This is a genomic window from Geodermatophilus sp. SYSU D00698 (assembly GCF_054050335.1).
Map to the genome: position 1 here is coordinate 26,544 of NZ_JBJGZD010000001.1, position 23,614 is coordinate 50,157.

At 76.7% G+C, this 23,614-nt stretch carries 23 protein-coding genes and 1 pseudogene; 9 read left to right on the plus strand and 15 right to left on the minus strand.

Annotation, left to right across the window (positions count from 1 at the left end):
- Positions 1 to 14: 14 nt before the first annotated feature.
- The 4 genes from selD (at position 15) to ACI8AB_RS00160 (ending at position 3,001) form a co-directional block, all read left to right on the plus strand.
- Complete coding sequence (gene selD / locus ACI8AB_RS00145; RefSeq protein ID WP_456948472.1) at positions 15 to 1,022, plus strand: selenide, water dikinase SelD; 1,008 nt, start codon at positions 15 to 17, stop codon at positions 1,020 to 1,022.
- Between the two features lie 63 nt (positions 1,023 to 1,085).
- Complete coding sequence (locus ACI8AB_RS00150; RefSeq protein ID WP_456948473.1) at positions 1,086 to 1,664, plus strand: hypothetical protein; 579 nt, start codon at positions 1,086 to 1,088, stop codon at positions 1,662 to 1,664.
- 42 nt (positions 1,665 to 1,706) lie between these two features.
- Positions 1,707 to 2,672: a zinc-binding dehydrogenase gene (locus ACI8AB_RS00155; protein WP_456948474.1), complete on the plus strand. Its 966-nt coding sequence runs from the start codon at positions 1,707 to 1,709 to the stop codon at positions 2,670 to 2,672.
- 14 nt (positions 2,673 to 2,686) lie between these two features.
- Entirely contained in the window at positions 2,687 to 3,001 is a 315-nt protein-coding gene (locus tag ACI8AB_RS00160) for a hypothetical protein (protein ID WP_387985332.1), read from the plus strand.
- On the opposite strand, the gene ACI8AB_RS00165 is transcribed toward ACI8AB_RS00160, so the two are convergent.
- The 4 genes from ACI8AB_RS00165 to lepA all read right to left on the minus strand — a co-directional run bounded on the left by ACI8AB_RS00165 (position 2,970) and on the right by lepA (position 7,994).
- On the minus strand, positions 2,970 to 4,718 hold the full coding sequence (locus ACI8AB_RS00165) for an MFS transporter (protein ID WP_456948475.1): 1,749 nt from the start codon (positions 4,716 to 4,718) through the stop codon (positions 2,970 to 2,972). The genes ACI8AB_RS00160 and ACI8AB_RS00165 overlap by 32 nt on opposite strands.
- Positions 4,687 to 5,388 carry an LppX_LprAFG lipoprotein gene (locus tag ACI8AB_RS00170; RefSeq protein ID WP_456948476.1) on the minus strand — a complete coding sequence of 234 codons (702 nt, stop codon included), beginning with the start codon at positions 5,386 to 5,388 and terminating at the stop codon, positions 4,687 to 4,689. Before ACI8AB_RS00170 ends, ACI8AB_RS00165 begins: the two co-directional genes overlap by 32 nt.
- Positions 5,389 to 5,511: 123 nt before the next feature.
- Entirely contained in the window at positions 5,512 to 6,168 is a 657-nt protein-coding gene (locus tag ACI8AB_RS00175) for an MOSC domain-containing protein (protein ID WP_456948477.1), read from the minus strand.
- Positions 6,165 to 7,994 carry a translation elongation factor 4 gene (gene lepA, locus ACI8AB_RS00180; protein ID WP_456948478.1) on the minus strand — a complete coding sequence of 610 codons (1,830 nt, stop codon included), beginning with the start codon at positions 7,992 to 7,994 and terminating at the stop codon, positions 6,165 to 6,167. The genes ACI8AB_RS00175 and lepA overlap by 4 nt, the downstream gene beginning before the upstream one ends.
- Before the next feature lie 180 nt (positions 7,995 to 8,174).
- Here lepA and rpsT point away from each other — a divergent pair, with 180 nt between their 5' ends.
- On the plus strand, positions 8,175 to 8,435 hold the full coding sequence (rpsT, locus tag ACI8AB_RS00185; RefSeq protein ID WP_387985345.1) for a 30S ribosomal protein S20: 261 nt from the start codon (positions 8,175 to 8,177) through the stop codon (positions 8,433 to 8,435).
- Positions 8,436 to 8,515: 80 nt separating this feature from the next.
- On the opposite strand, the gene holA is transcribed toward rpsT, so the two are convergent.
- The 10 genes and pseudogenes from holA to ACI8AB_RS00235 form a co-directional block, all read right to left on the minus strand.
- The gene (gene holA / locus ACI8AB_RS00190; protein ID WP_387985348.1) at positions 8,516 to 9,517 is read right to left on the minus strand and encodes a DNA polymerase III subunit delta; all 1,002 of its coding nucleotides are present in this window, start codon (positions 9,515 to 9,517) and stop codon (positions 8,516 to 8,518) included.
- A 313-nt stretch (positions 9,518 to 9,830) separates the two neighbouring features.
- A pseudogene (locus tag ACI8AB_RS00195) lies at positions 9,831 to 11,936 on the minus strand (ComEC/Rec2 family competence protein); the annotation flags it as partial.
- Positions 11,933 to 12,775: a ComEA family DNA-binding protein gene (locus ACI8AB_RS00200; RefSeq protein ID WP_456948479.1), complete on the minus strand. Its 843-nt coding sequence runs from the start codon at positions 12,773 to 12,775 to the stop codon at positions 11,933 to 11,935. The gene ACI8AB_RS00200 and the pseudogene ACI8AB_RS00195, both read right to left, overlap by 4 nt.
- A gap of 135 nt (positions 12,776 to 12,910) precedes the next feature.
- The gene (locus ACI8AB_RS00205; protein WP_456948480.1) at positions 12,911 to 13,765 is read right to left on the minus strand and encodes a DegV family protein; all 855 of its coding nucleotides are present in this window, start codon (positions 13,763 to 13,765) and stop codon (positions 12,911 to 12,913) included.
- A 70-nt stretch (positions 13,766 to 13,835) separates the two neighbouring features.
- Positions 13,836 to 14,588, minus strand: coding sequence for a histidine phosphatase family protein (locus ACI8AB_RS00210; protein WP_456948481.1), 753 nt, complete (start codon positions 14,586 to 14,588; stop codon positions 13,836 to 13,838).
- The gene (rsfS, locus tag ACI8AB_RS00215; protein ID WP_456948482.1) at positions 14,585 to 15,178 is read right to left on the minus strand and encodes a ribosome silencing factor; all 594 of its coding nucleotides are present in this window, start codon (positions 15,176 to 15,178) and stop codon (positions 14,585 to 14,587) included. The genes ACI8AB_RS00210 and rsfS overlap by 4 nt, the downstream gene beginning before the upstream one ends.
- Positions 15,175 to 15,894 (minus strand): nicotinate-nucleotide adenylyltransferase, encoded by a 720-nt coding sequence (gene nadD, locus ACI8AB_RS00220; RefSeq protein WP_456948483.1) that lies wholly within the window; start codon positions 15,892 to 15,894, stop codon positions 15,175 to 15,177. Before nadD ends, rsfS begins: the two co-directional genes overlap by 4 nt.
- A 297-nt stretch (positions 15,895 to 16,191) precedes the next feature.
- Positions 16,192 to 17,643: a vWA domain-containing protein gene (locus ACI8AB_RS00225; RefSeq protein WP_456948484.1), complete on the minus strand. Its 1,452-nt coding sequence runs from the start codon at positions 17,641 to 17,643 to the stop codon at positions 16,192 to 16,194.
- Positions 17,643 to 18,530, minus strand: a complete 888-nt coding sequence (locus tag ACI8AB_RS00230; RefSeq protein ID WP_456948485.1) for an AAA family ATPase — start codon at positions 18,528 to 18,530, stop codon at positions 17,643 to 17,645. Before ACI8AB_RS00230 ends, ACI8AB_RS00225 begins: the two co-directional genes overlap by 1 nt.
- A 26-nt stretch (positions 18,531 to 18,556) precedes the next feature.
- Complete coding sequence (locus ACI8AB_RS00235) at positions 18,557 to 19,825, minus strand: glutamate-5-semialdehyde dehydrogenase (RefSeq protein WP_456948486.1); 1,269 nt, start codon at positions 19,823 to 19,825, stop codon at positions 18,557 to 18,559.
- A 65-nt stretch (positions 19,826 to 19,890) separates the two neighbouring features.
- Between ACI8AB_RS00235 and ACI8AB_RS00240 the strand changes: the two genes are divergently transcribed.
- The 4 genes from ACI8AB_RS00240 to ACI8AB_RS00255 are packed head-to-tail and all read left to right on the plus strand — an operon-like array spanning position 19,891 to position 23,093.
- Positions 19,891 to 20,847 (plus strand): metal ABC transporter substrate-binding protein, encoded by a 957-nt coding sequence (locus ACI8AB_RS00240; RefSeq protein ID WP_456948487.1) that lies wholly within the window; start codon positions 19,891 to 19,893, stop codon positions 20,845 to 20,847.
- Positions 20,844 to 21,647 (plus strand): metal ABC transporter ATP-binding protein, encoded by an 804-nt coding sequence (locus ACI8AB_RS00245; protein WP_387985370.1) that lies wholly within the window; start codon positions 20,844 to 20,846, stop codon positions 21,645 to 21,647. The genes ACI8AB_RS00240 and ACI8AB_RS00245 overlap by 4 nt, the downstream gene beginning before the upstream one ends.
- 1 nt (position 21,648) lies before the next feature.
- Positions 21,649 to 22,686: an iron chelate uptake ABC transporter family permease subunit gene (locus ACI8AB_RS00250; RefSeq protein WP_456948488.1), complete on the plus strand. Its 1,038-nt coding sequence runs from the start codon at positions 21,649 to 21,651 to the stop codon at positions 22,684 to 22,686.
- A complete protein-coding gene (locus ACI8AB_RS00255) occupies positions 22,683 to 23,093 on the plus strand; it encodes a Fur family transcriptional regulator (RefSeq protein WP_387985374.1) in 411 nt (136 codons plus the stop codon). Before ACI8AB_RS00250 ends, ACI8AB_RS00255 begins: the two co-directional genes overlap by 4 nt.
- On the opposite strand, the gene ACI8AB_RS00260 is transcribed toward ACI8AB_RS00255, so the two are convergent.
- Complete coding sequence (locus tag ACI8AB_RS00260; protein ID WP_456948489.1) at positions 23,084 to 23,566, minus strand: MarR family winged helix-turn-helix transcriptional regulator; 483 nt, start codon at positions 23,564 to 23,566, stop codon at positions 23,084 to 23,086. The genes ACI8AB_RS00255 and ACI8AB_RS00260 overlap by 10 nt on opposite strands.
- Positions 23,567 to 23,614: the final 48 nt, after the last annotated feature.

Consider the following 23,614-nt stretch of genomic DNA (forward strand, 5'->3'; position numbering starts at 1 on the left):
CCTACGGTGGGGCCGTGACCAGCGCGCCCGCACGGATCCGCCTCACCCAGTACGCGCACGGCGGCGGCTGCGCCTGCAAGATCCCGCCCGGGGAGCTCGAGGCCGTCGTCGCGGGGCTCACGCACACCGGCCCGGTCGACCCGGCCGCCGAGCTCGTCATCGGCCTCGACGACGGCGACGACGCGGCCGTCGTCCGCACCGCCGGCGGGCAGGGGCTGGTGCTCACCACCGACTTCTTCACCCCGGTCGTCGACGACGCGTACACCTTCGGCCGGATCGCCGCGGCCAACGCGCTGTCCGACGTCTACGCGATGGGCGGCACCCCGGTGGTCGCGGTCAACCTGCTCGGCTGGCCGCGCGACGTGCTGCCCGCCGAGCTCGCCGCCGAGGTGCTGCGCGGCGGGCTCGAGGCGGCGCAGGAGGCCGGCTGCCACGTCGGCGGCGGGCACTCGATCGACGACCCCGAGCCCAAGTACGGCATGGCCGTCACCGGCGTCCTCGACCTCGACCGGGTCATCCGCAACGACGCCGCCGTCGCCGGGACGCCGCTGTCGCTGACCAAGCCGCTGGGCGTCGGCGTGCTCAACAACCGGATGAAGGCCACCGGCGAGGTCAGCGAGGAGGCGGTGGCCTCGATGACCGCGCTCAACCGGGACGCCTCGCGCGCCGCCCTGGCCGCCGGCGTCCGCGCGGGCACCGACGTCACCGGCTTCGGCCTGCTCGGTCACCTGTACAAGATGGCGCGCGCCAGCGGGGTGACCGCGGTGGTCGACGCCGCCGCCGTCCCCTACCTGGCCGGCGCCCGCGAGGCGCTGGCCGCGGGGTTCGTCTCCGGCGGCACCCGGCGCAACCTCGACTGGGTGCGCCCGCACACCGACCTGTCCGCCGTCGGGGAGGACGAGGCGCTGCTGCTGGCCGACGCGCAGACCTCCGGCGGGCTGCTGCTGGCCGGCGAGGTGCCCGGCGCCCCGGTGATCGGCGAGTTCGTCCCGCGCGGCGAGCACGTCGTCGTCGTCCGCTAGGCCCTTCCGCCGCCCGGCGGCGGCTGCCATCCTCCGCGCCCGGCAGCGGCGGAGGAGGACGGCGTGCGGTGGATCGCGGGCGGGGTGGCGCTGCTGCTGGCCGGGTGCGGCGGACAGGCGACGGCGGTCCCGCGGGCCGCCCCGACGGCCCCGGCCGCGCCGGACGACGGCGGCACCGGGTACGCCAGCGCGTTCCTCGGCGCCGGCGGCGACAGCGGCAGCGACGACCTCTTCGTGCACGTCACCGTCTTCGACCCGCCGGACGCCGACGCCTTCGGCAACGGCGAGTTCTTCGTCCTCGGCTGGGACTGCCTGACCGAGCAGCGGGTCCCCGCCACCGTCGCCGGGCTGGACTCGGCCACCGCCCGCGGCGAGCTGGCGCTGACCTGCGGGTCGCACACCCAGCCGGGCGAGGTCACCGGCACCGCCGTGGTGGACCTGACCTGGACCGCGGAGGGCCCCGGCCACGAGTACACCCTCGACAGTCCCGACGGCGCCTGCCGCGAGCTGCTCACCGACCGGCACGCCGTGGTGACCGGGCAGGTGCGCGTCGTCGTGCCGGACCTCGGCTACGACGGCGTCGCGGTCACCCTGGCCGACGACGACGACTCGCTCGCCCGGGGCGTCCCGGCCTGCCCGTGACCGGCGTCGCCGCAGGCCCGACCCTCGGCTAGCGTCGCGGCCGTGCGCGCCGTCTTCGTCTCCACGCCCTCGCCCGACGACCCGCTCTCCGTCCTGGAGGTCGGCGACCGGCCCGAGCCGGAGGCGCCCGACGGCTGGACGACGGTGCAGGTGAAGGCCGTCTCACTCAACCACCACGACCTGTTCAGCCTGCGCGGCATCGGGCTGCCGCAGGAGCGGATGCCGATGATCCTGGGCACCGACGCGGCCGGGCTCGACGAGGACGGCAACGAGGTCGTCGTCCACGGCGTCGTCGCCAGCCCCGGCTGGACCGGTGACGAGACGCTCGACCCCAAGCGCACGCTCTTCTCCGAGCTGCACCAGGGCACGATGGCCGAGCGGGTCGCCGTCCCCCGGCGCAACGTGCTGCCCAAGCCCGCCGAGCTGTCGTTCGCCGAGGCCGCCTGCCTGCCCACCGCCTGGCTGACCGCCTACCGGATGCTGTTCGTCCGCTCCGGTCTGCGGCCCGGCCAGACGGTGCTCGTGCAGGGCGCCAGCGGCGGCGTCGCCACCGCGCTGGTCGTGCTGGGGCGGGCCGCCGGCTACCGGGTGTGGGTGACCGGCCGCAGCGAGGAGAAGCGCGCGGCCGCGCTCGAGCTCGGCGCCGACCAGGCCTTCGAGACCGGCGCCCGGCTGCCCGAGCGGGTCGACGGCGTCATGGAGACGGTCGGCAAGGCGACCTGGAGCCACAGCGTCAAGTCGCTCAGGCCCGGCGGCGTCATCGTCACCTCCGGCGCCACCACCGGCTACGACCCGGGCGCCGAGCTCAACCGGGTGTTCTTCACCCAGCTGTCGGTGGTCGGGTCCACCATGGGCACCCGCGACGAGCTCGAGTCGCTGGTCCGGATGTGCGCGGTGACCGGCGTCCGCCCGGTCATCGACGTCGAGCTGCCGCTCGAGGAGGCCCGCGAGGGCTTCGCCCGCATGCTCGAGGGGCGCACCGCCGGGAAGATCGTCTTCACGCTCTGACGAGGAGGCCGGCCGTGGCCAGGACAGCGCGGGTGTGGCGGGGCTGGGTCCGCACCGGGGACGCCGACGCCTACGCCGCCTACGTCGAGGAGACCGGCGTGGGTGAGTACCGGCGGACGCCGGGCAACGAGGGCGCCTGGGTGCTGACCCGCGACCTCGGCGACGGCCGCACCGAGGTCGTCGCGCTGAGCCTGTGGGAGTCGCTGGACGCGGTCCGCGGGTTCGCCGGCGACGACCTCGAGGCCGCCGTCTACTACCCCGAGGACGACCGCTTCCTGGTGCAGCGCGAGGACACCGTCACGCACTACGCGGTGCACGAGCCGCGCTGACCTCGCGCAGCAGCACCAGCGCCGCGACCGCCGCCAGCGCGGCGGCGACCGCGGCGCCGGCGAAGACGGTGTGCAGCTGGGTGAGGACGGCCTGGTCGACGGCCGCCTCGTAGGCGGGGCAGTCGGCCGGGGTGTCCGGGCAGACGGTCAGCGGCGAGCCGACCGCCGCCACCTCGGCGGTGAACCGGCGCAGCGCCACCGCGGTGAGCAGCGACAGCCCGACCAGCATCCCCACGGTCCGGGCGACGACGGCGAGCGCGCTGGCACTGCCGTGCACGGCCGGCCCGGTGACCGCCAGCAGCACCGCGTTGACCGGCGCGATCGCCAGGCCGAACCCGAGCCCCGCGGCCAGCAGCACGACCGTGGACCCCCACCGGTCCAGCGACGTCTCGCCCCAGCCGGTCATCGCCCACAGCGCCAGCGCGGCCAGCACCGTGCCGCCGGCCGCGACCAGCCGCGGGGGCAGCACCCGGCACAGCCACCCGCCGGCGACCGCGCCCACCGGGACCGCCACCAGCAGCCGCACCAGCACGAGCGCGGCGCCGAGCTGGTCGCCGGGCGTCGTCGTGGCGCGGGCGAACAGCGGGATATCGACCAGCGCGGCCACCAGCGCCACCCCGACCAGCAGGTTGACCAGCAGCGCGCCCCACGCGCCGGCCGGCCGCAGCGCGCCCAGCGGCAGCACCGGGTCGGATGCGCGCCGCTCGTGCAGCCAGAAGCCGGCGGCGGCCAGCGCGGCGACCGGCAGCAGCACCGGGCCGTGGGCGACGACCTCGGTGGCCGGGTCGGCCGCGGCGAAGGACCACACCAGCGCCCCGAGCGCGACGACGGCGAGCAGCGAGCCCAGCACGTCGACCTCGCGGACCAGCCGCGGCACCCCGCGCAGCGGCAGCACCGCACCGGCGGGGTGCGCGAGGCTCCGCGCGACCAGCGCCAGCCCGGCGGCCACGGCGGCCAGCACCAGCGGCGTCGAGGCGGCTCCGCCGTCGGCCAGCGGCACCCAGGCCAGCCCGAGGGTCACGTCCTCGGCCAGCACCGCCGGCTCGGCCAGCTGCAGGCCCGCGGCGGCACCGGCGAGCAGCAGCAGGACCAGGCCGACGGGGTCGGGCCGCCGGCGGCCGCCGGTGAGCACCACCCCCGCGGCGAGGACCAGCCCGAGCAGCAGGTTGAGCCAGAAGACCGCCCGCCAGTCGCTGACCGCGAGCACCGCGGCGCCGGCCAGCGGGCCGAGCACCGCGCCGGCCTCCTGCACCGCGCCGACCACGCCCAGCGGCACCGCCCGGCGCTCGGGCGGCCACCGGTCGGCGACCAGTGCCAGCGTGGCCGGGACCAGCCCGCCGGCGCCCACCCCCTGCAACCCGCGGCCGGCGACGGCGAGGCCCAGGTCGGTCGCCGTGGCGGTCAGCAGGGAGCCCAGCGCGAACAGCAGCAGGCAGCCGGCCAGCACCGGGACCCGGCCGCGCAGGTCGGCCAGCCGGCCCAGCAGCGGCAGCGTGGCGGTGTAGCCGAGCAGGAAGCCCCCGACGATCGGCGTCGCCCGCTGCAGCTCGTCGATGCCGACGCCGACCCCGGTGAGGATGTCCGGCAGCGCCAGGACGACGACGTAGGTGTCGGCCGCGGTGACCAGCACCGCCAGGGTGGCGAGGACGACCAGCGGCAGCCCCGGGACCGCGGACGCCTGCGGTTCAGCCGACAGGCGGTGCGGTGATCTCGACATCGTCGCCGGGGTCGGAGAGCTCGATGGTGAAGGTGGCGTCCTGGTCGGCGGCGTAGAACGGGCCGGTCAGCTCGGCGCGGCGCAGCTGGCCGGACTCGGTCGCCACGGAGAAGCGGGCCTCCACCGGCTGGCTCGGGTCCTCGCTGGTGAGCACCTGCTCGACCAGGTCGCCGGGGATCTCCGCGGTCACCTCGCGCACCACCTCGCCGTCGACCCGGCGCTCCTCCCCCAGCTCGGCGGCGTCGGCCTGGGCGAGCAGCTGCGAGATGCCGGTGTCGGGGTCCAGCAGCGCGCCGGGGTCGCCGAAGCCGAACTGCGCGGGGTCGACGACGCTGTAGCCGCTGGTGAAGGGCAGCTGCGCGTAGACGGTGCCGTCGACCGAGACGACGGCGAGGTCGAGCGCCGAACCGACGGCCAGCACCTGCAGCGTGCCCTCGAACGAGGCCGGGCGGAGGACGTCGCCCTCGCCGCCGACCAGCGCGGTGCCGGTGGTGGGGGCGCCCTCGCTGGTCAGCACGAAGTGCAGCGACTCGGTCTCGTCGAGCGTGGTCTTGGCGCGGGCGAGCAGGTCGCCGGCGGACTCCTCCGGCTCGCTCCCGCCGCAGCCGGCCAGCGCGGACACCGCGACCACCAGCCCGGCCACCGTCGCGGCAGCACAGCGCAGCACCATCGTCGTCCTCCCCGCTCCCGCCGGTCGGCTCCCGGCGCGGGCACGGTAGCGCGTCGCGGTGGCCGGCAGACGCAGGCGGCGGGGGTCCCGGGGACGGGAAGGCCGGTCCACGCCGGCGCCGCGTCAGGCCGGGGCGGCGGCCCTCGCGGCGATCCGCGCGGCGAGCTTGGGCTGGTCCTTGACCGGGAACGACGCCAGCGCGGGCTGCAGCTGGGCGATCCGGTACCGCTGGGTGGTGAGCGCGCGGAAGGCCAGGCCGGCGGTGACCCCGTGCTCCGGCCGGTCGACGACGGCGACCTCGTCCCCCGTGCCGACGTCGCCGTTCTCGAGCACCCGCAGGTAGGCGCCGGTGGCGCCGTGCGCGGTGAACCGCTTGACCAGGTCCGGGACGTCCCAGAAGCGGGCGAAGTTGGCGCACGGGATGCGCGGCGCGGTCACCTCGAGCAGCGCCGTCCCCACCCGCCAGCGCTCGCCGATGACCGCCTCGGTGAGGTCCAGGCCCGCCGTCCGGAGGTTCTCGCCGAAGCGGCCCGGCGGCAGGTCGCGGCCGAGGTCGGCGGCCCACCAGTCGGCGTCCTCCTGGGCGTAGGCGTAGACCGCCTGCCCCTCCCCGCCGTGGTGCTTCCGGTTGACCTGGACGTCGCCGTCCAGGCCCAGCTCGCCGACGGCGACGCGGCCGGGCCTCGGCCGCTTGTCGATGCCGCTGCGGTCGGGCCGGCGCCCGGGCAGGGGCAGCAGGTCGGAGCCGGAGACGCAGACGGCGAGCAGCCGGCCGCTCACTTCTTGGCGGCGGAGGGCTCGTTGGTCGACAGCGCGGCGACGAAGGCCTCCTGCGGGACCTCGACGCGGCCGACCATCTTCATCCGCTTCTTGCCCTCCTTCTGCTTCTCCAGCAGCTTCCGCTTGCGGGTGATGTCACCGCCGTAGCACTTGGCGAGGACGTCCTTGCGGATGGCGCGCACGGTCTCGCGGGCGATCACCCGGGAGCCGACGGCGGCCTGGATGGGCACCTCGAACTGCTGCCGCGGGATGAGCTCGCGCAGCTTGCCGGCCATCATCACGCCGTAGCCGTACGCCTTGTCCTTGTGGACGATGGCGCTGAACGCGTCGACGGCCTCGCCCTGCAGCAGGATGTCCACCTTGACCAGCGAGGACTCCTGCTCGCCGGCCTCGGCGTAGTCGAGGCTGGCGTAGCCGCGGGTGCGCGACTTCAGGGCGTCGAAGAAGTCGAAGATGATCTCGCCGAGCGGCAGGGTGTAGCGCAGCTCGACGCGGGACTCGCTCAGGTAGTCCATGCCGCCGAGCTGGCCGCGCCGGCTCTGGCAGAGCTCCATGATCGCGCCGGTGTAGTCGCTGGGCGCGATGATCGTGGCGTTGACGATCGGCTCGTAGACCTTGTCGATCTTGCCCTCGGGCCAGTCGCTGGGGTTGGTGACGGTGTGCTCGGTGCCGTCCTCCATCACCACCCGGTAGACGACGTTGGGCGCCGTGGAGATGAGGCTGATGCCGGCCTCGCGCTCGAGCCGCTCGCGGACGATCTCCAGGTGCAGCAGGCCGAGGAAGCCGACGCGGAAGCCGAAGCCGAGCGCCGCGGAGGTCTCCGGCTCGTAGGTCAGCGCCGCGTCGTTGAGCAGCAGCTTGTCCAGCGCCTCGCGCAGCAGCGGGTACTCGCTGCCGTCGATCGGGTACAGGCCGGAGTAGACCATCGGCTTGGGGTCGCTGTAGCCGCCGATCGGCTCGGCGGCCGGGCGGTGCTGCAGCGTGACGGTGTCGCCCACGCGGGACTGGCGGACGTCCTTCACCCCGGTGATGAAGTAGCCGACCTCGCCGACGCCGAGGCCGTCGACCGGCTTGGGCTCGGGCGAGATGACGCCGATCTCGAGCAGCTCGTGGGTGGCGCCGGTCGACATCATCCGGATGCGCTCGCGGCTGGAGATCCGCCCGTCGACGACGCGGACGTAGGTGATGACGCCCCGGTAGATGTCGTAGACCGAGTCGAAGATCATCGCGCGGGCCGGGGCCTCGGCGTCGCCCTCCGGCGCGGGGATCTGCGCGACGATCGCGTCCAGCAGCTCCGGCACGCCCTCGCCGGTCTTGCCGCTGACCTTGAGGACGTCCTCGGGCTCGCAGCCGATGATGTGCGCGATCTCGGCGGCGTACCTCTCCGGCTGCGCGGCCGGCAGGTCGATCTTGTTGAGGACGGGGATGATCGTGAGGTCGTTCTCCAGGGCCAGGTAGAGGTTGGCCAGGGTCTGCGCCTCGATGCCCTGCGCGGCGTCGACGAGCAGGACCGCGCCCTCGCAGGCGGCCAGCGACCGGGACACCTCGTAGGTGAAGTCGACGTGGCCGGGGGTGTCGATCATGTCGAGGACGTACTCGGTGTCCCCGACCTTCCAGGGCAGGCGCACGTTCTGCGCCTTGATGGTGATGCCGCGCTCGCGCTCGATGTCCATCCGGTCGAGGTACTGCGCGCGCATCTGCCGCGCCTCGATGATCCCGGTCACCTCGAGCATCCGGTCGGCCAGCGTCGACTTGCCGTGGTCGATGTGGGCGATGATGCAGAAGTTCCGGATCCGGGCGGGATCGGTGGCAGCGGGAGTCGTCACAGTGCCGCCATCGTCCCACGCCCGGGCACGGCGGTGGAGCACCGTGCCGGGGAGGTCCCCCCGCGGCCGGGTTGGGACGGCGCGCCGCACGCTGGTAACCTGGCAGGCCGGTCCGCTGACGCATGCCGTCCGGACGCACCGACAGACCCTTTCCCTCCTGCGAGACACCGAGGCTCACGCGTGGCGAACATCAAGTCCCAGATCAAGCGGAACAAGACGAACGAGAAGGCGCGCCAGCGCAACGTCGCCGTCAAGTCCGCCCTGAAGACGGCCGTCCGCCGCTTCCGCGAGGCCGCCGCCGCCGGCGACACCGAGGCCGCGACCACGGCGCTGCAGAAGGCCAGCAAGGCCCTCGACAAGGCCGCCAGCAAGGGCATCATCCACAAGAACCAGGCCGCCAACCGCAAGTCGGGCATGGCCAAGCAGCTGACCAGCCTCTGAGCTGCGTCCCAGCGCTCCCGGGCCCCCGTCCTCCCCCCCGGAGGACGGGGGCCCGTCGCTGTGCGGGGCGGGCCGGCCGCTCAGTAGCCGGCGCGGACCCGGCCGCGGCCGGTGGTGGCGCGGATGTCGACGATCCGGCGGATGGCCCGCTCGAGCGCGTAGTCGGCACTCGCGGCGACGCCCTTGACGTCGGCGTTGAGCTCGGCGGCCACCCCGATCGCCTGCTGCAGGCCCTCGATGCTCCAGCCGCGCGCCTGCGTCTGGGCCTTCTTCACCTTCCACGGCGGCAGCTTGAGCGCCCGCGCGAGGTCACCGGTGTTGGTGGTGTTCAGCGAGGTGACCCGGGCCGCGGTCCGGATGCCGTCGGCGATCGCGTCGGCGATGAGCACGTGCGCCACGCCGCGGTCCAGCGCCCAGCGCAGCGTCTCCAGCGAGCCCTGACGGTCCCCCACCAGCACCTTCTCGGCGACGGTGAAGCCGGTGACCTCGGCCTGCCCGCGGTGGAAGCGGGCGACGGCGTCGGCGTCGATGGTCCCGCCGAAGTCGGCGACCAGCTGGGTGGCCGCCGACGACAGCGCCCGCAGGTCCGCGCCGACGGCGTCGACCAGGGCGGCCACCGCGTCGGGGGTGATCCGGCCGCCGGCCGCGCGCACCTCGTTGCGGACGAACGCCGCCCGGTCGCCGGGCGAGGAGATCTTGGCGCACTCGTCGAGCGCCGCACCGGCCGCGGTGAACGCCTTGACCAGCGCCTCGTTGCGCTTGCCGCCGTGGTGGACGACGACCAGCGTGAGCTCCGGGTCGGGGTCCTTGCAGTAGCCGGTCAGGGCGTCGACCAGGGCGCCCGCGGCCTCGTGCACCCCGCTGACGACGACCAGGCGGTGCTCGCCGAACAGCGACGGCGCCAGCACGTCGGCGAGCTGCCCGACCGGCAGGCCCGCGGCGACCAGCTCGTGCACCTCCGCGGCGGGGTGGCGCTCGAGGACGGCGGCGCGCACGGCGGCGACGGCGCGGGAGCGCAGCAGCTCCTCCTCGCCGACGACGGCCCGCAGGCGGGAGGTCGGTGCCGGGGGTGCCGCTGCCACGCTCCGATGGTGTCACGGCCCGCCGACGGTCCGGCCGCACCGCGGGTCCTCCCGGCACGCCGTCGTCGCCGGGGTGCACCGGTCCGGCCTGCGCCCCCGGGGCGCCGCGGGCGGCGACGCCCCACTCCCCCACCGAGCCGACGACGGCCAGGTCGCCCTCCCGGTCGGTGCGGTGCACCCGCACCCCGTCCCGGGCCAGCAGCGACAGCAGCCGCGGCGCCGGGTGCCCGTAGGTGTTCCCCGCGCCGACGCTGACCAGCGCCACCCGGGCGCCGGTCGCGGCGAGGAAGGCCGGGTCGACGTCGGCACTGCCGTGGTGCGGGACCTTCAGCACGTCGGCGCGCAGGTCCACCCCCCGGTCGAGGACCCGCGCCTCGGCCGCCGCGCTCAGGTCGCCGGTGAGCAGCACCCGCACGCCGCGCACGGTGACCCGCACGACCAGGGAGAGGTCGTTGGGCTCGGCCGCGGCGGTCGCGATCTCCGGCGGCGGCGCCAGCACCTCGAGCCGGGCGCCGCCGACGTCGCGGTGGTCGCCGGGGACGAGGACCTCGCGGCGCGCGCCCGCCCGGGCGGCGGCGCGGGCCAGGGCGCCGGCCCGGTCGTCGGCCGGGGACAGCGTGCCGGTGGCGACGGCGCCCACCTCCCGCCCGTCCAGCGCCCCGGCCAGCCCGCCGACGTGGTCGGCGTCGAGGTGCGACAGCAGCACCAGCGGCAGCCGGTCGACGCCCAGCCGGTCCAGGCAGCGGTCGACCGCGCCCACCTCCGGGCCGGCGTCGACGAGCACGGCCTCGCCCGGGCCGGTCGGCAGGACCAGCGCGTCGCCCTGGCCGACGTCGCAGGCCACCAGCACGGTCTCCGGCGGCGGCCAGCCGTCGGCCACCTGGCGCAGCGGCCAGCCGAGCAGCACCAGCCCGAGCAGCGCGGCCAGCCCCAGCGGGCGCAGCCGCCGGTACCGCCACAGCGCCAGCCCGGCGGCGAGCAGCAGGACGGTCAGCAGCAACGCGCCGCCGGTGCCGGCCGGCCAGCCGGTCGCGCCGTCGGGCAGAGCGGCCGCGGTGCGCGCCACGGCGACCAGCCACCGCACCGGCCAGCCCGCCAGCCACACCAGGCCGTCCCCGGCGACCGGCACGACCGGTCCCACGACGGCGGCCAGCAGGCCGAGCACCGTCGCCGGAGCCACCGCGGGCGCGGCGAGCACGTTGGCCGGGAGCGACACCGGGCTGACCAGCCCGGACAGGCCCGCCACCAGCGGCGCGGTGGCCAGCCCGGCGGCCGCCGCGACCGCCACCGCGTCGGCGGGGGTGCGCGGCCAGCCGCGGCGCCGCAGCCGGTGCGACCAGCGGGGCGCCAGCAGCACGATCGCCGCCGTCGCCGCGACCGACAGGGCGAAGCCGGCGTCGCGGGCCAGGCGCGGGTCGAGCAGCAGCAGCACCGCGACCGAGGCGGCCAGCGCGGGGACCGCGGCCCGCGCCCGGCCGGAGGCCAGCGCCAGGAGGGTGACCGCGCCCATGGCCGCCGCCCGGAGGACGCTGGCGTCGGGCCGGACCAGCACCACGAAGCCGGCGAGGACCGCGAGGGCCACGACCGCCTGCACCCGGCGGTCGACCGCCCGCCGGCGCAGCGGCGCGAGCACGCCGGTGAGGACGATCGCCACGTTGGCGCCGGAGACCGCGGTGAGGTGGGACAGGCCCGCGCGGCGGAAGTCCTCCTCCAGCACCGGGTCCAGGCCCCGGGTGTCGCCGACGACCAGGCCGGGCAGCAGCCCGTCCGCGGGTGCGGGCAGCACGCGCCGGGCGGAGGCGGCCAGCCCGTCGCGGACGGCACCGGCGGCACGCTGCAGCCGGGACGGCCCCTCGACCGGCTCCGGCGGGCCGCGGGCCGACAGCCGGGCGACGACGCCGTCGGTGGCGGGCGCGGTCGCCACCGCCGCCCGGGTGCGCACCACCTGCCCGGGCAGCACGCCGGTCCAGTCCTGCGCCGGCGCGAACAGCACCGCCCCGGCGGTCAGCGACACCGTGGCCGCCCGGTCGGTCACCGCGGTGACCGTGACGTCGAGGACCAGCCGGGGCGGGCCGGCACCGGCGGCGCGCCGCGGGTCGCCGTCGACCTCCAGGACCACCTCGACCGTGCGGCCGGCCGCGACGTCGGCGAGCGGGGAGGCGGCGTGGGCGGCGCCGCGGACGGCGGCGACGGTCGCGGTGGTGGCCACGGCGGCGAGCACGGCGAGCAGCGCGAGGACGCCGGCCCGCCCCCGGCGCCGGACGAGCAGCAGCGCCGCGAGCGTGGCCGCGCCGGCCAGGACGAGCAGGACCGGGGGCGACAGCAGGCCGGCGGCGAGGGTGACCGCCCACACCGCGGCGGCGGCCGGGACCAGGCGCAGGTCCAGCCACGACCAGCGTCGGTCGGGGCGGGCGCTCACACCCGGACCAGGTCGGCGAGCTCGCCGTAGACGGCGGGGCCGATGCCCGGGACGTCGTCGAGCTGTTCGACGCTGGTGAACCGGCCGTGCTGCCCGCGGTGGTCGACGATGCGCTGGGCGAGCACCGGGCCGATGCCGGGCAGGGCGTCGAGGTCGGCGACCGTGGCGGCGTTGAGGTCCAGCGGGCCGGCCGGGGCGGCTCCCCCGCCGGCCGGCGCGGCGGCCGTGCCGGGGACGCCGACGGCGATCTGCTGCCCGTCGCTGACGACCGCGGCCAGGTTGACCGAGGCGGGATCGGCCTCGGGCAGGAGGCCGCCGGCCGCGGCCACCGCGTCGGCGACCCGGGCGCCCTCGGGCAGCGTCACCAGGCCGGGCGTGACGACGAGGCCGACGACCGAGACCACGACGGTCGTGCGGGCCCCGGCCGCCTCCGCGGGCGCGGGCTCCGTGTCGGCGGCCGGGGCCGGCTCGGGAGCCGGTTCCACCTCCGGCCGCTGCAGCCAGGTCCACCCGGCGAGCAGGAGCGCCGCCATCAGGCCGGTGAGCCACAGCGCCGCGCTGCCTCGGCGGCCGGGGTCCACCCGCACCGCGCGCCCGGGCGCCCGGTGCCGGCCGAGCCCGCCCGGCAGCCGCCCGCCCGCCGGCTCGTCGTCGCGGTCGTCGTCGACCCGGTCCCCACGGGGCTCCGGGCGGCGGAGGAGGGCGACGCCGGTGCGCGGCGGGGACTCGAGCGGGTCGTCGTCGGGCAGCCAGCCCGAGCGCCGGCCCTCGTCGAGCAGCACCCGGAGACGGGCACGGATGACGTCGGCGGCGGGGTCGCGGCGGGAGGTCAGGCGCACGCGGCGGACGCTAGGGAGACCGCCCGCCCGGGAGGACCGGTCCGCGGGGACTGTGGACGGCGGTGCGGACTGTGGACGGGCGCGGGCCGCTCGGCGGGTGCCGGGTGCACGCTGCGCGCCGTGTCCGCCCTCCGCTCAGTCCCCCTCCGCCGGGGTCACCACGACGCCGACCGCGCCCGGCCCGACGTGCGCGCCGACCGCCGCCCCCAGCTCGCTGACGTGCAGCTCCCGGACGCCGGGCACGGCGCGCTGCAGCTCGGCGGCCAGGCGCTGCGCGCGCTCGGGCGCGGCCAGGTGGTGGACGGCGAGGGAGGCGCCCGGGCCGCCGGCGGCCTCCTCCGCACGCTTCACCAGCCGGGCGAGGGCGCGCCCGGAGGTGCGCACCCGCTCCAGCGGGACGACCCGCCCCTCGGCCACGTGCAGCACCGGCTTGACCGCCAGCGCGGTGCCCAGCAGCGAGGCGGCCGAGCCGATGCGGCCGCCGCGGCGCAGGTGCTCGAGGGTGTCGACGACGAACAGCGTGCGGGTGCGCGCGGCGGTCCGCGCGGCCACGGCGGCGACCTCGGCCGCGGTGGCGCCGTCGGCCGCGGCGCGGGCGGCGGCGAGGACGGGAAAGCCGGTGCCCATCGCCGTCGACCGCGAGTCGACGACGGTCACGAGGTGCTCCCCCACCTGGGCGGCGGCCAGCCGGGCGGCGTCCCAGGTGCTCGACAGCTCGGCGGACAGGTGGATCGACACCACCCGGTCCGCGCCCTCGGCGAGCCGGCGGCGGTAGGCGGCGACGAAGTCGCCGGGGGTCGGCCGCGAGGTCGAGACCTGCTGCCCGCGGGAGGTCAGCGCCCGGGCGACGTCCTCCGGGGTGATCTCGGTGCCCTCCCGGCCGGAGTGCCCGGCGAGGACGACGTAGAGCGGGACCACCTCGATGCCGTACCGCGCGACGAGGTCGGGCGGCAGGTAGGCCGTGGAGTCGGTGACCACGGCGACGGACACCAGGGGAGGCTAGCCCGACGCCGACCGGCGGCCGACGCGCAGGCGGACGGTCGGTGGCCGGCGGGTGACCTCAGAGGACCGCGTCGGCGTCCTGGGCCGGCGGGGGCGCGGCGCCCTCCGGGGTGGCCGCGGCGTCGGCCGGGACCGGCGCCGGGGCGCCGACGGCCGGTCCCTCGACCCGGCCCGGCAGGGCGGCCACGACGGCGTTGTGCCGCATCAGCCGCCACCGGTCCCCCTGCCGGGCCAGTTCGCTCCAGCCGCAGTTGGCCAGCGGGCCGAACACCCGCCGGTGCTGCGGGCCGAGCTCGAGCAGGGCCTCGACGAGCCGGCCGGCGGTCCCGCCGTGGGTGACGACGACGGCCACCTCGGCCGGCGGCAGGTCGCGCAGGGCGGCCAGCGCGCGGTGGGCGACGTCGGCGGCCTCCTCGCCGCCGCGGCCCTGCACCGGCCGGCCCGCGAGCCAGTCGGCGTACTGCTCGGGGTGGCGCTCGGCGACCTCGGCGCGGGTGAGCCCCTCCCAGCAGCCCAGCCCGTGCTCGCGCAGCCGCTCGTCCAGCCGCAGCGGCACGCCGAGCAGGCCGGTCAGGGCGGCGGCGGTGTCGGCGGCGCGGACCAGGTCGCTGGCGACCACGACGGTCGTCCCCGGCGCCAGCCCGGCCGCCACCAGGTGGGGCGCGGTGCGGGCGGCCTGGGCGCGGCCCTCCGCGTCCAGCGGCGGGTCCATCTGGCCCTGGAAGCGCCCGGTGGCGTTCCACTCGGTCCGCCCGTGCCGCCAGACGACCAGCCGGGGCACCGGCAGGTCGAGGGCGGCGGGAGCCGTCACCGGCCGGTCGTCCCCGCGTCCCCGTCGGCGGCGCCGCCGAGGGGCTCCTCCTGGAGCGGGTCGCCCTCGAGGGCGTCCTCGTCGGCCAGTTCGTCGTCGGTGAGGTCGTCCTCGGGGAGGTCCTCGGTCGGGTCGGGCGCCAGCGGGACGGGGTCGGAGCTGCCCGGGTCGACGTCGTCGGTGGACAGCGTGCCGGTCGCGGCGGGCGCACCGTCGGTGGCGGGCGGGGCGGCGCGGTCGACGAACGGGATGGTCGGGCAGTCCTTCCACAGCCGCTCGAGGGCGTAGTAGGCGCGCTCCTCGGCGTGCTGGACGTGCACCACGACGTCGACGAAGTCCAGCAGCACCCAGCGGGCCTCGGCGACGCCCTCGCGGCGGACCGGCTTCACGCCGTGCCGGCGCAGCCGCTCCTCGACCTCGTCGACGATCGCCTGCACCTGGCGCTCGTTGGGCGCCGCGGCGAGCACGAACGCGTCGGTGATGGCCAGGCGGTCGCTGACGTCGACGATCGAGACGTCGGTGGCGAGCTTGTCCGCGGCGGCCTGGGCGGCGAGCAGCGCGGTCTCCCGGGCCTCGGCGGAGGCGGTCATCGGGGCACCTCCCGGAGGTGGGCAGACGGTGGGTCGGGGGGGTCGGGGTCGGCCGGCTCCGCCTGCGCGGCGGGCGGGGGGCGGTCGTGGGTGGGCCGGTCGCCGCGCGGGCCCGGCGAGCGCCGGCCGCCGGCGCGGTACAGGCCCCGCTTCTCGATGTACTGCACCACGCCGTCGGGCACGAGGTACCAGACCGGCATGCCGCGGGCCACGCGGTCGCGGCAGTCGGTGGAGCTGATCGCCAGGGCCGGGACCTCGACCAGGCTGACCGCGCCCTCGGGCAGGTGCCCGTCGGCGAGGGCGAAACCGGGGCGGGTGACCCCGATGAAGTGGGCCAGCCGGAGGAACCGGTCGCTGTCGCGCCAGCTGAGGATCTGCGCCAGCGCGTCGGCGCCGGTGATGAAGAACAGCTCGGCGTCGGGACGCTGGGCGTGCAGGTCGGTGAGCGTGTCGATCGTGTAGGTCGGGCCCTCGCGGTCGACGTCGACCCGGCTGACGGAGAACCGCGGGTTGGAGGCGGTGGCGATGACGGTCATGAGGTAGCGGTCCTCGGCGGGGCTGACCTCGCGCTCGGTCTTCTGCCAGGGCTGGCCGGTGGGGACGAAGACCACCTCGTCGAGACCGAACAGCCCGGCCACCTCGCTGGCGGCGACCAGGTGACCGTGGTGGACGGGGTCGAACGTCCCACCCATCACGCCGATCCGGGTACCAGCCACCGATCGAGCCTAGCCGGGCACCGCACCGGCGGCCCGGGTGCACCCGGCGGATCCGGTCCCGGACGGCCGGGCGCGGGGCGCCGCCGCACCCGGCCGTCGGGACGGGACCGTCCCGGTCGCGACCGGCACCCCCGTGCCGTCGGTCGCGCCGCCCGCGCTCCCGACCGCGACGACGGGAGCACGGGCCGGGCACCGTGTCGCGTCTCGGTGCCCGCGCTGACCAACGGCGCAGCCGGCCACCGGTTACGCGCGGTCTCGCAGCGGGTCCCCCGGGCGTGTCGCCGGGACCGGGTGGTGTCAGAGCGTGGTGACGAACTCCGCCAGCTGGGTGGCGTTGCGGCACTCGACCATGTCGACGACCTCGCCGTAGCGGTCGGCGGCGGAGTCGCCGCTGCCCCACAGCCGCCGCGGCTCGGGGTTGAGCCAGTGCGCCGAGCGGGCGCGGCGGACCAGGTCGGCGAGCACCGGCAGGCCGGGCTGGCGGTAGTTGGTCCGCCCGTCGCCGAGCACCAGCAGCGAGGTCTTCGGCCCGACGGCGGTGGGCCAGCGGTCGGCGAACACCTCCAGGGCGTTGCCGTAGTCGCTGTGCCCGTCGAAGGCGACGACGTCGGCCTCGCGGCCGATCCGCGCGACGGCGCCGGCGACGTCGGCGCCGGGCCGGAAGAACCGGGTCACCTCGTCGGTGGAGTCGACGAAGGCGAACGCCCGGACGCCGGAGAAGTGCTCGCGCAGCGCCTGGGTGAGCATCAGCGTGAAGTGGCTGAACCCGGCCACCGAGCCGCTGACGTCGCAGAGCACGACCAGCTCGGGCTTGTGCACCTTGCGCGGCCGGTGGTGGGTGACCACCGGCACCCCGCCGGTGCCGAGGGAGGCGCGCACGGTCCTGCGGAAGTCCAGCCGGCCCTGGCGGCCCATCCGCCGCCGCGCCGACAGCCGCACCGCGAGCCGGCGGGCCAGCGGTGCCACCGCCCGCCGCAGCTCGGCGAGGTCGGACTGCTGGGCGCGCAGGAAGTCGACCTGCTCGGCCAGCGGCCGCACCGCGCTCTTCGCCACCCGGTCGCGCCCGCGGTCGGCCGCGGCCCGGCGGCGCACCTCGGCGTCGACGGCGGTGCGGAAGGCGGCCAGCCGCTCGCGGACGGTCTGCCGGGCCACCTGCTCGGCCAGGCCGCCGCGGTCCCCGTCGCCGAGCAGCCCGGCCAGCAGCTGCGTGACCAGGGTGTCCGGCGACAGCGCCCGCATCACCCGGTAGCCGAAGTAGGACTGCCCCGACGGCGACGCCGGCGCCCGGCCGAGCTGCTCGACCGCCTGGCGGGCGAAGCGGCGCAGCGCCTCGTCGTCGCCCTCGAGCAGCAGCCGGGCCAGCTGCTCGCGCATCCGCTGCGCGAGGTCGCGCTCGTCGCCGTCGCCGTGCCCGTCGGGCAGGTCCAGGGTCGAGCCGTCGTGGGCCTGCGGCTCGCCGTCGGCCGGGTCCGCGTCGTCGCCGGCGGGGCCGGGAGCGGGCCGGTCCGACAGCGGCCACCACAGGTCGAACAGCACGTCGTAGGCCGGGCGCTGCGAGGCGCGCTGCAGCAGCACCGCCGCCAGCCCGTGCCGCAGCTGCTCGCGGTCGAGCAGGTCGACGACGGTGAGGATCTCCGCGGCGTCGACGGCCTGGCTGATCCCGACCGGGATGCCGGCCTCCCGCACCGCCCGCACGAAGCCGTCGAGGTGACCGGCCAGCCCCCCGGCGGGCGCCGACGGCGCGGACATCAGTTGAGCCGCAGCTCGGCGGCGGCGCGGTCCTGGTCGCTGGTGTGCTTGAGCACCACGCCGAGCGTCGAGCGCACCGCGGTCTCGTCGAGGGTGTCCAGGCCCAGCTCGAGCAGGGTCTGCGCCCAGTCGAGGGTCTCGGAGATCGACGGCGACTTCTTCAGCTCCATCGCCCGCAGCGCCCGGATGGTGCGCACCAGCTGCTCGGCCAGCCCCGGCGCGAGGTCGGGCACCCGGGAGAGCACGATCTCCCGCTCCCGCTCGGCCGAGGGGTAGTCCAGCGACAGGTACAGGCAGCGCCGCTTGAGCGCCTCGGACAGCTCACGGGTGGCGTTGGAGGTGAGGACGACGGTCGGCCGGCGGGTGGCGGTCACCGTGCCGAGCTCGGGGATCGTCACCTGGAAGTCGCTGAGCACCTCCAGCAGCAGGCCCTCGACCTCGACGTCGGCCTTGTCGGTCTCGTCGATGAGCAGGACGGTCGGCTCGGTGCGCCGGATCGCGGTCAGCAGCGGCCGGGAGAGCAGGAACTCCTCGCCGAAGATGTCGTCGTGGACGGTGTCCCAGTCCGCGCCGTCCCCGCCCTGCGCCGCCTGGATCCGCAGCAGCTGCTTCTTGTAGTTCCACTCGTACAGCGCCCGCGCCTCGTCCAGGCCCTCGTAGCACTGCAGCCGGATCAGCTCCGAGCCCGTGGCCGCCGCCAGCGCCTTGGCCAGCTCGGTCTTGCCGGTGCCCGCCGGGCCCTCGACCAGCAGCGGCTTGCCCAGCCGGTCGGCGAGGAAGACCGTCGTCGCGATCTGCGCGTCGGGCAGGTACCCGGCGGTCGACAACCGCTTGCTCACGTCGGCCACCGAGGAGAACTGGGGCGACTGCGTCGGCGGGCGGGGCATGCGACTCCTCGGATCGGAGGCCGGGATCAGCGGGTGTGGCCGTTCCCGGTGACGACGTAGGTGGTGCTGGTCAGCTCGGGCAGGCCCAGCGGCCCGCGCGCGTGCAGCTTCTGGGTGGAGATGCCGATCTCGGCGCCGAAGCCGAACTCGCCGCCGTCGGTGAACCGGGTGGAGGCGTTGACCAGGACGGCGGCGGCGTCGACCCCGGCGGTGAACGCCGCGATGGCCGACGCGGAGTCGGCGACGATCGCCTCGCTGTGCCCGCTCCCCCACGTCGCGATGTGCCCGAGCGCGGCCGGCAGGTCGTCGACGACGCGCACCGCCATGTCCATCGACAGGTACTCGGTGGCCCAGTCCTCGTCGGTGGCCGGGACGACGGCCTGGAGACCGGACTGCGCAGCGGCGTCGATCGTCGCCTGGTCACCGTGCAGGGTGACGCCGGCGTCGACCAGCGCCGACAGCAGGCGCGGGAGGAACGGCACGTCGCGGTGCACGAGCAGCGTCTCCGCGGAGTTGCAGACGCTCACCCGGTGGGTCTTGGAGTTGAGCACGATCGCCTCGGCCATCGCCGGGTCGGCGGAGGCGTCGACGTAGACGTGGCAGTTGCCGACGCCGGTCTCGATCACCGGGACCTGCGCCTCGCGGACCACCCGCTGGATGAGCGAGGCGCCGCCGCGCGGGATGACCAGGTCGACGTGCCCGCGCGCGGACAGCAGCTCGCCCACCGAGGCGCGGTCGGCCGGCAGCAGCTCGACCGAGCCCTCGGGCAGCCCGGCCTTCTGCCCGGCCTCCATGAGCACGGTGACCAGCGCGAGGTTGGTCCGGTACGCCGAGGCCGACCCGCGCAGGAGCGCCGCGTTGCCGCTCTTGAGGCACAGGCCGGCGGCGTCGACGGTCACGTTCGGGCGGGCCTCGTAGACGATGCCGACCACGCCGAAGGGCACCCGGACCTGCCGCAGCTCCAGCCCGTTGGGCAGCCGCGAGCCGCGGACGACGTCACCGACCGGGTCGGGCAGGGCGACCAGCTCGCGCAGCGCGGCGGCCACCCCGGCCACCCGCCCGGCGTCCAGCCGCAGCCGGTCCAGCACCGACGCCGGCGTGCCGTCGGCCTCGGCGGCCGCGACGTCCTGGGCGTTGGCGGCCAGCACCGCGTCGGTCCGCTCGACCAGCGCCTCGGCCATCGCGGTGAGCGCGGCGTCCTTGACGTCGGTCGGGAGGGTGCGCAGGACGCGGGACGCGGCGCGGGCACGCAGCGCGGCGGCCCCGATCAGCGGCAGGTCGGCGGCGTCGGACACGCCCCGCAGGGTACGCGCCGCCCCCTCCGGCCGGGCACCTCCGCCACTGTGTGAGAATGGTTCTCATGAGCACGACGACGCGCGCCCTCGCCGCGACCACCGCCGCCGCCACCGTCCTGCTGCTGGCCGCGTGCGGCTCCTCCGGGGAGGACGAGGCCGCGGCCGCGGACGGCGTCTCGGTCCAGGCCGCCTTCTACCCACTGCAGTGGGCGGCCGAGCGGGTCGGCGGTGACCGCGTCGACGTCGAGTCGCTGACCCCGCCGGGCGCCGAGCCGCACGACCTGGAGCTCACCCCGCAGGACGTCGCGTCACTGACGGAGGCCGACCTCGTCGTCTACCTCGCCGGCTTCCAGCCCGGCCTCGACGACGCCGTCGCCGAGGCCGGGGACGCCGCCTGGGACGCCGGCGAGGCCGCCGACCTGTCGCTGACCGCCGAGGAGCACGACCACGAGGGCGAGAGCGAGGAGGAGCACGCCGAGCACGCCGGCGAGGAGGGCGAGGCCGTCGACCCGCACTTCTGGCTCGACCCCACCCGGCTGGCCGACGTCGGCGACGCCCTGGCCGACCGGCTGGCCGAGGTCGACCCCGACGGCGCGGACACCTACCGGGGAAACGCCGCGGCGCTGCGCACCGACCTCGAGGCGCTCGACGCCGAGATGGAGCAGGGGCTGGCGAACTGCGCGGTGACCACGCTGGTCACCGCGCACGACGCGTTCGGCTACCTCGGCGAGCGGTACGGCCTCGACGTGGTGGGCGTCAGCGGGCTGAGCCCGTCGACCGAGCCCAGCCCGGCGCAGCTGGCCGAGATCTCTACGCTGGTCCGGGAGCGCGGGGTGACGACCGTCTACACCGAGACCCTCGTCGACCCCGCCGTGGCCGAGACCGTCGCCGAGGAGGCCGGTGTGCGAACCGCCGTCCTCGACCCGATCGAGGGCCTGACCGACGAGTCGGCCGGCGAGGACTACCTCGCGGTCATGCGCGCGGACCTCGCCACGCTGCAGGAGGGACAGGGCTGCGCATGAACGACGCCGCGCTCCGGCTGGCCGGCGCCACGATCGGCTACGGCGACGTGGCCATCGTCCGCGACGCCGGCCTGACCGTCCGGCGCGGCGAGGCCGTCGCGGTCCTCGGCTCCAACGGCTCGGGCAAGACCACCCTCATGCGGGGCGTGCTGGGCCTGGCCACCGTCCTGGGCGGCACGGTCGAGGTGCTCGGCGCCCCGGTCGGCCGGCTGCGCGAGCGCGGACGCGTGGGCTACGTCCCGCAGCGGCACACCGTCAGCGGCGCGATGCCGGCCACCGTGCGCGAGGTGGTCGGCGTCGGGCGGCTGCCGCGGCTGGGACTGTTCCGCCGGCCCGGCCCGCGCGACCGGGCGGCCGTCGCCGAGGCGGTCGACGCCGTGGGCCTCGCCGACCGGCTCGAGGACCCGGTCGCCTCCCTCTCGGGGGGCCAGCAGCGCCGGGTGCTGGTGGCGCGGGCGCTGGCCGCCGAGCCGGAGCTGCTGGTCATGGACGAGCCGACCGCCGGCGTCGACGCCGCCAGCCAGGCCGCGCTGGCCGCGGTGCTGACCCGCGTCGCGGCCGCCGGGACGACACTCGTCGTCGTGACCCACGAGACCGGCCCCCTCGCTGGCGTCCTGGCGCGCGCGGTCGTCGTCGACTCCGGCCGGCTCACCTACGACGGGCCGCTGGCCGGCGCCGGGCCCGCCGGCCCGGACTGCCACCACCCCGGGGAGAGCACCGAGCCGGCGGCGCGCGGCTACCGCCTGGACCAGCCGCGGCCGGCGCCGGACGCGGTGCGCGTGCGCGACGGGAGCCGCTGACGTGGAGCTGCTCGAGTACGGGTTCATGCAGCGGGCGCTGCTGGCCTCGCTGATGGTCGGGCTGGTCGCGCCCGCCGTCGGCGTCTTCCTGGTGCAGCGCCGGCTGTCGCTGCTCGGTGACGGCCTCGGGCACGTGGCGCTGACCGGCGTCGGCATCGGGGTGCTCACCTCCACCGCGCCGGTGGGGACGGCGCTGGTCGCCGCCGTGCTGGGCGCGGTGCTCATCGAGCTGGTCCGCGCGCGCGGGCGGACCAGTGGCGACGTCGCCCTCGCGGTGCTGTTCTACGGCGGCATCGCCGGCGGCGTCGTGCTGCTGTCGCTGGCGCCGCGCGGGCAGGCCACCAACCTCGACGCCTACCTGTTCGGCGCGATCACCACGACGACCGGCGCCGACGTCGCCGTCTTCGGCGTCATCACCGTCGTCGTCCTCGCGGTCGTGTGGCTGCTCGGCCGGCGGCTGTACGCGGTCAGCGACGACGAGGAGTACGCCCGGGCGGTCGGCCTGCCGGTGCTGCCGCTCAACGTGGTGCTGGCCGCGCTCGTCGCCTCGACCGTCGTCCTGTCGATGCGCGTGGTCGGCCTGCTGCTGATCAGCGCGCTGATGATCCTGCCGAGCGCGGTCGCCCAGCTGGTCGGGCGCAGCTTCCGCGCCACCCTGCACCTGGCCTGCGCGATCGGCCTGGTGGTCAGCGTCGGGGGGACGGCGGCGTCGTACTACACCGGCACCCCCTCCGGCGGCACGATCGTGCTGGGGGCCATCGCCCTGTTCCTGCTGGTCACGGTGGCCGTGGCACTGCGCGAGGCGACGGCACGGCGCCGGCACGGGCGGCGGGTGCAGGTGCACGCCGCGCACCCGCACGAGCACGGCGACGGCTGCGGGCACCGCCCGGTGCCGCACGGCGACCACGTCGACTACGACCACGACGGGCACCTGCACGCGCCGCACCGCACCGGCACGGGCGTGCACTACGACGAGCACGACGGGCCTGCCCACCCGCCCGCCGCCGTCCCGCCGACGGTGGGGACGGAGCGGCCGTGAGCGCACCCGAGGTCCCGGTCCGCCGCCAGACCCGCCAGCGGACCGCGGTCATGGCCCTGCTCGAGGAGCTCGACGGGTTCCGCACCGCCCAGGACCTGCACGCCCTGCTGCGCGAGCGCGGCGACGCGGTCGGCCTGGCCACCGTCTACCGGGCCCTGCAGGCGCTGGTGGACGACGGCCTGGTCGACGTGCTGCGCGGCGAGGATGGCGAGGCCGCCTACCGGCGCTGCTCGCCGGTGCACCACCACCACCTGGTCTGCCGCTCCTGCGGGACCACCGTGGAGGTCGCCGACCCGCCCGTGGAGCGCTGGGCCGCGAGGGTGGCCGCCGAGCACGGTTTCGCCGACGTGCAGCACCAGCTGGAGGTCTTCGGGACCTGCGGCAGCTGCACCGCCGCTCAGCGGTAGGGGTCGGTCACCTCGCGCAGCCGGGTGAGCGCCGCCCGCAGCTCCGCGGTCGTCTCCTCGCCCAGATACGCGGTCCACTCGGCCTCCACCTCGGCCTCCACCCGGCGGGCGATCGCCACCAGCTCCCGCCCCCGCTCGGCCATCTGCACCAGCCGGGCGCGGGCGTCGGTGGGGTCGGGCACCCGGCGCACGTAGCCGGCGCGCTGGAGCTGGTCGACCAGGTGCCCGGCGGTCTGCTTGGTGACCTGCGCCTGCGCGGCCAGGTCGGTCAGCCGGGTGCCGGAGGGGCCGATCCGGGCGGCGATGCGCCCCTGGGCGAGCGTGATGTCGTCGTGCCCCTCGGCCGCCAGGGCCGCGAGTACCCGGACCTCCATCGCCCGGTGCGGGTAGAAGCACAGCAGGGCCAGGTTCTGGTGCTCCTGCTCCCGGCCTGGGCGGTCCCCGTCCTGCCGGACCTCGTCGCGGACGCTCACGATCCCCCTTGACGTTGGTCAGACGATCTGACTGAATGGTCAGACCAT

Coding starts and splice junctions, on each gene's coding strand:
- ACI8AB_RS00165 (WP_456948475.1), bottom strand. CDS start 4,718: ATGTCGAGATCACCGCACCGCCTGTCGGCTGAACCGCAGGCGTCCGCG.
- ACI8AB_RS00170 (WP_456948476.1), bottom strand. CDS start 5,388: ATGGTGCTGCGCTGTGCTGCCGCGACGGTGGCCGGGCTGGTGGTCGCG.
- rsfS (WP_456948482.1), bottom strand. CDS start 15,178: ATGACCGCCTCCGCCGAGGCCCGGGAGACCGCGCTGCTCGCCGCCCAG.
- ACI8AB_RS00225 (WP_456948484.1), bottom strand. CDS start 17,643: ATGTCCGCGCCGTCGGCGCCCGCCGGGGGGCTGGCCGGTCACCTCGAC.
- ACI8AB_RS00230 (WP_456948485.1), bottom strand. CDS start 18,530: ATGCCCCGCCCGCCGACGCAGTCGCCCCAGTTCTCCTCGGTGGCCGAC.
- ACI8AB_RS00240 (WP_456948487.1), top strand. CDS start 19,891: ATGAGCACGACGACGCGCGCCCTCGCCGCGACCACCGCCGCCGCCACC.
- ACI8AB_RS00245 (WP_387985370.1), top strand. CDS start 20,844: ATGAACGACGCCGCGCTCCGGCTGGCCGGCGCCACGATCGGCTACGGC.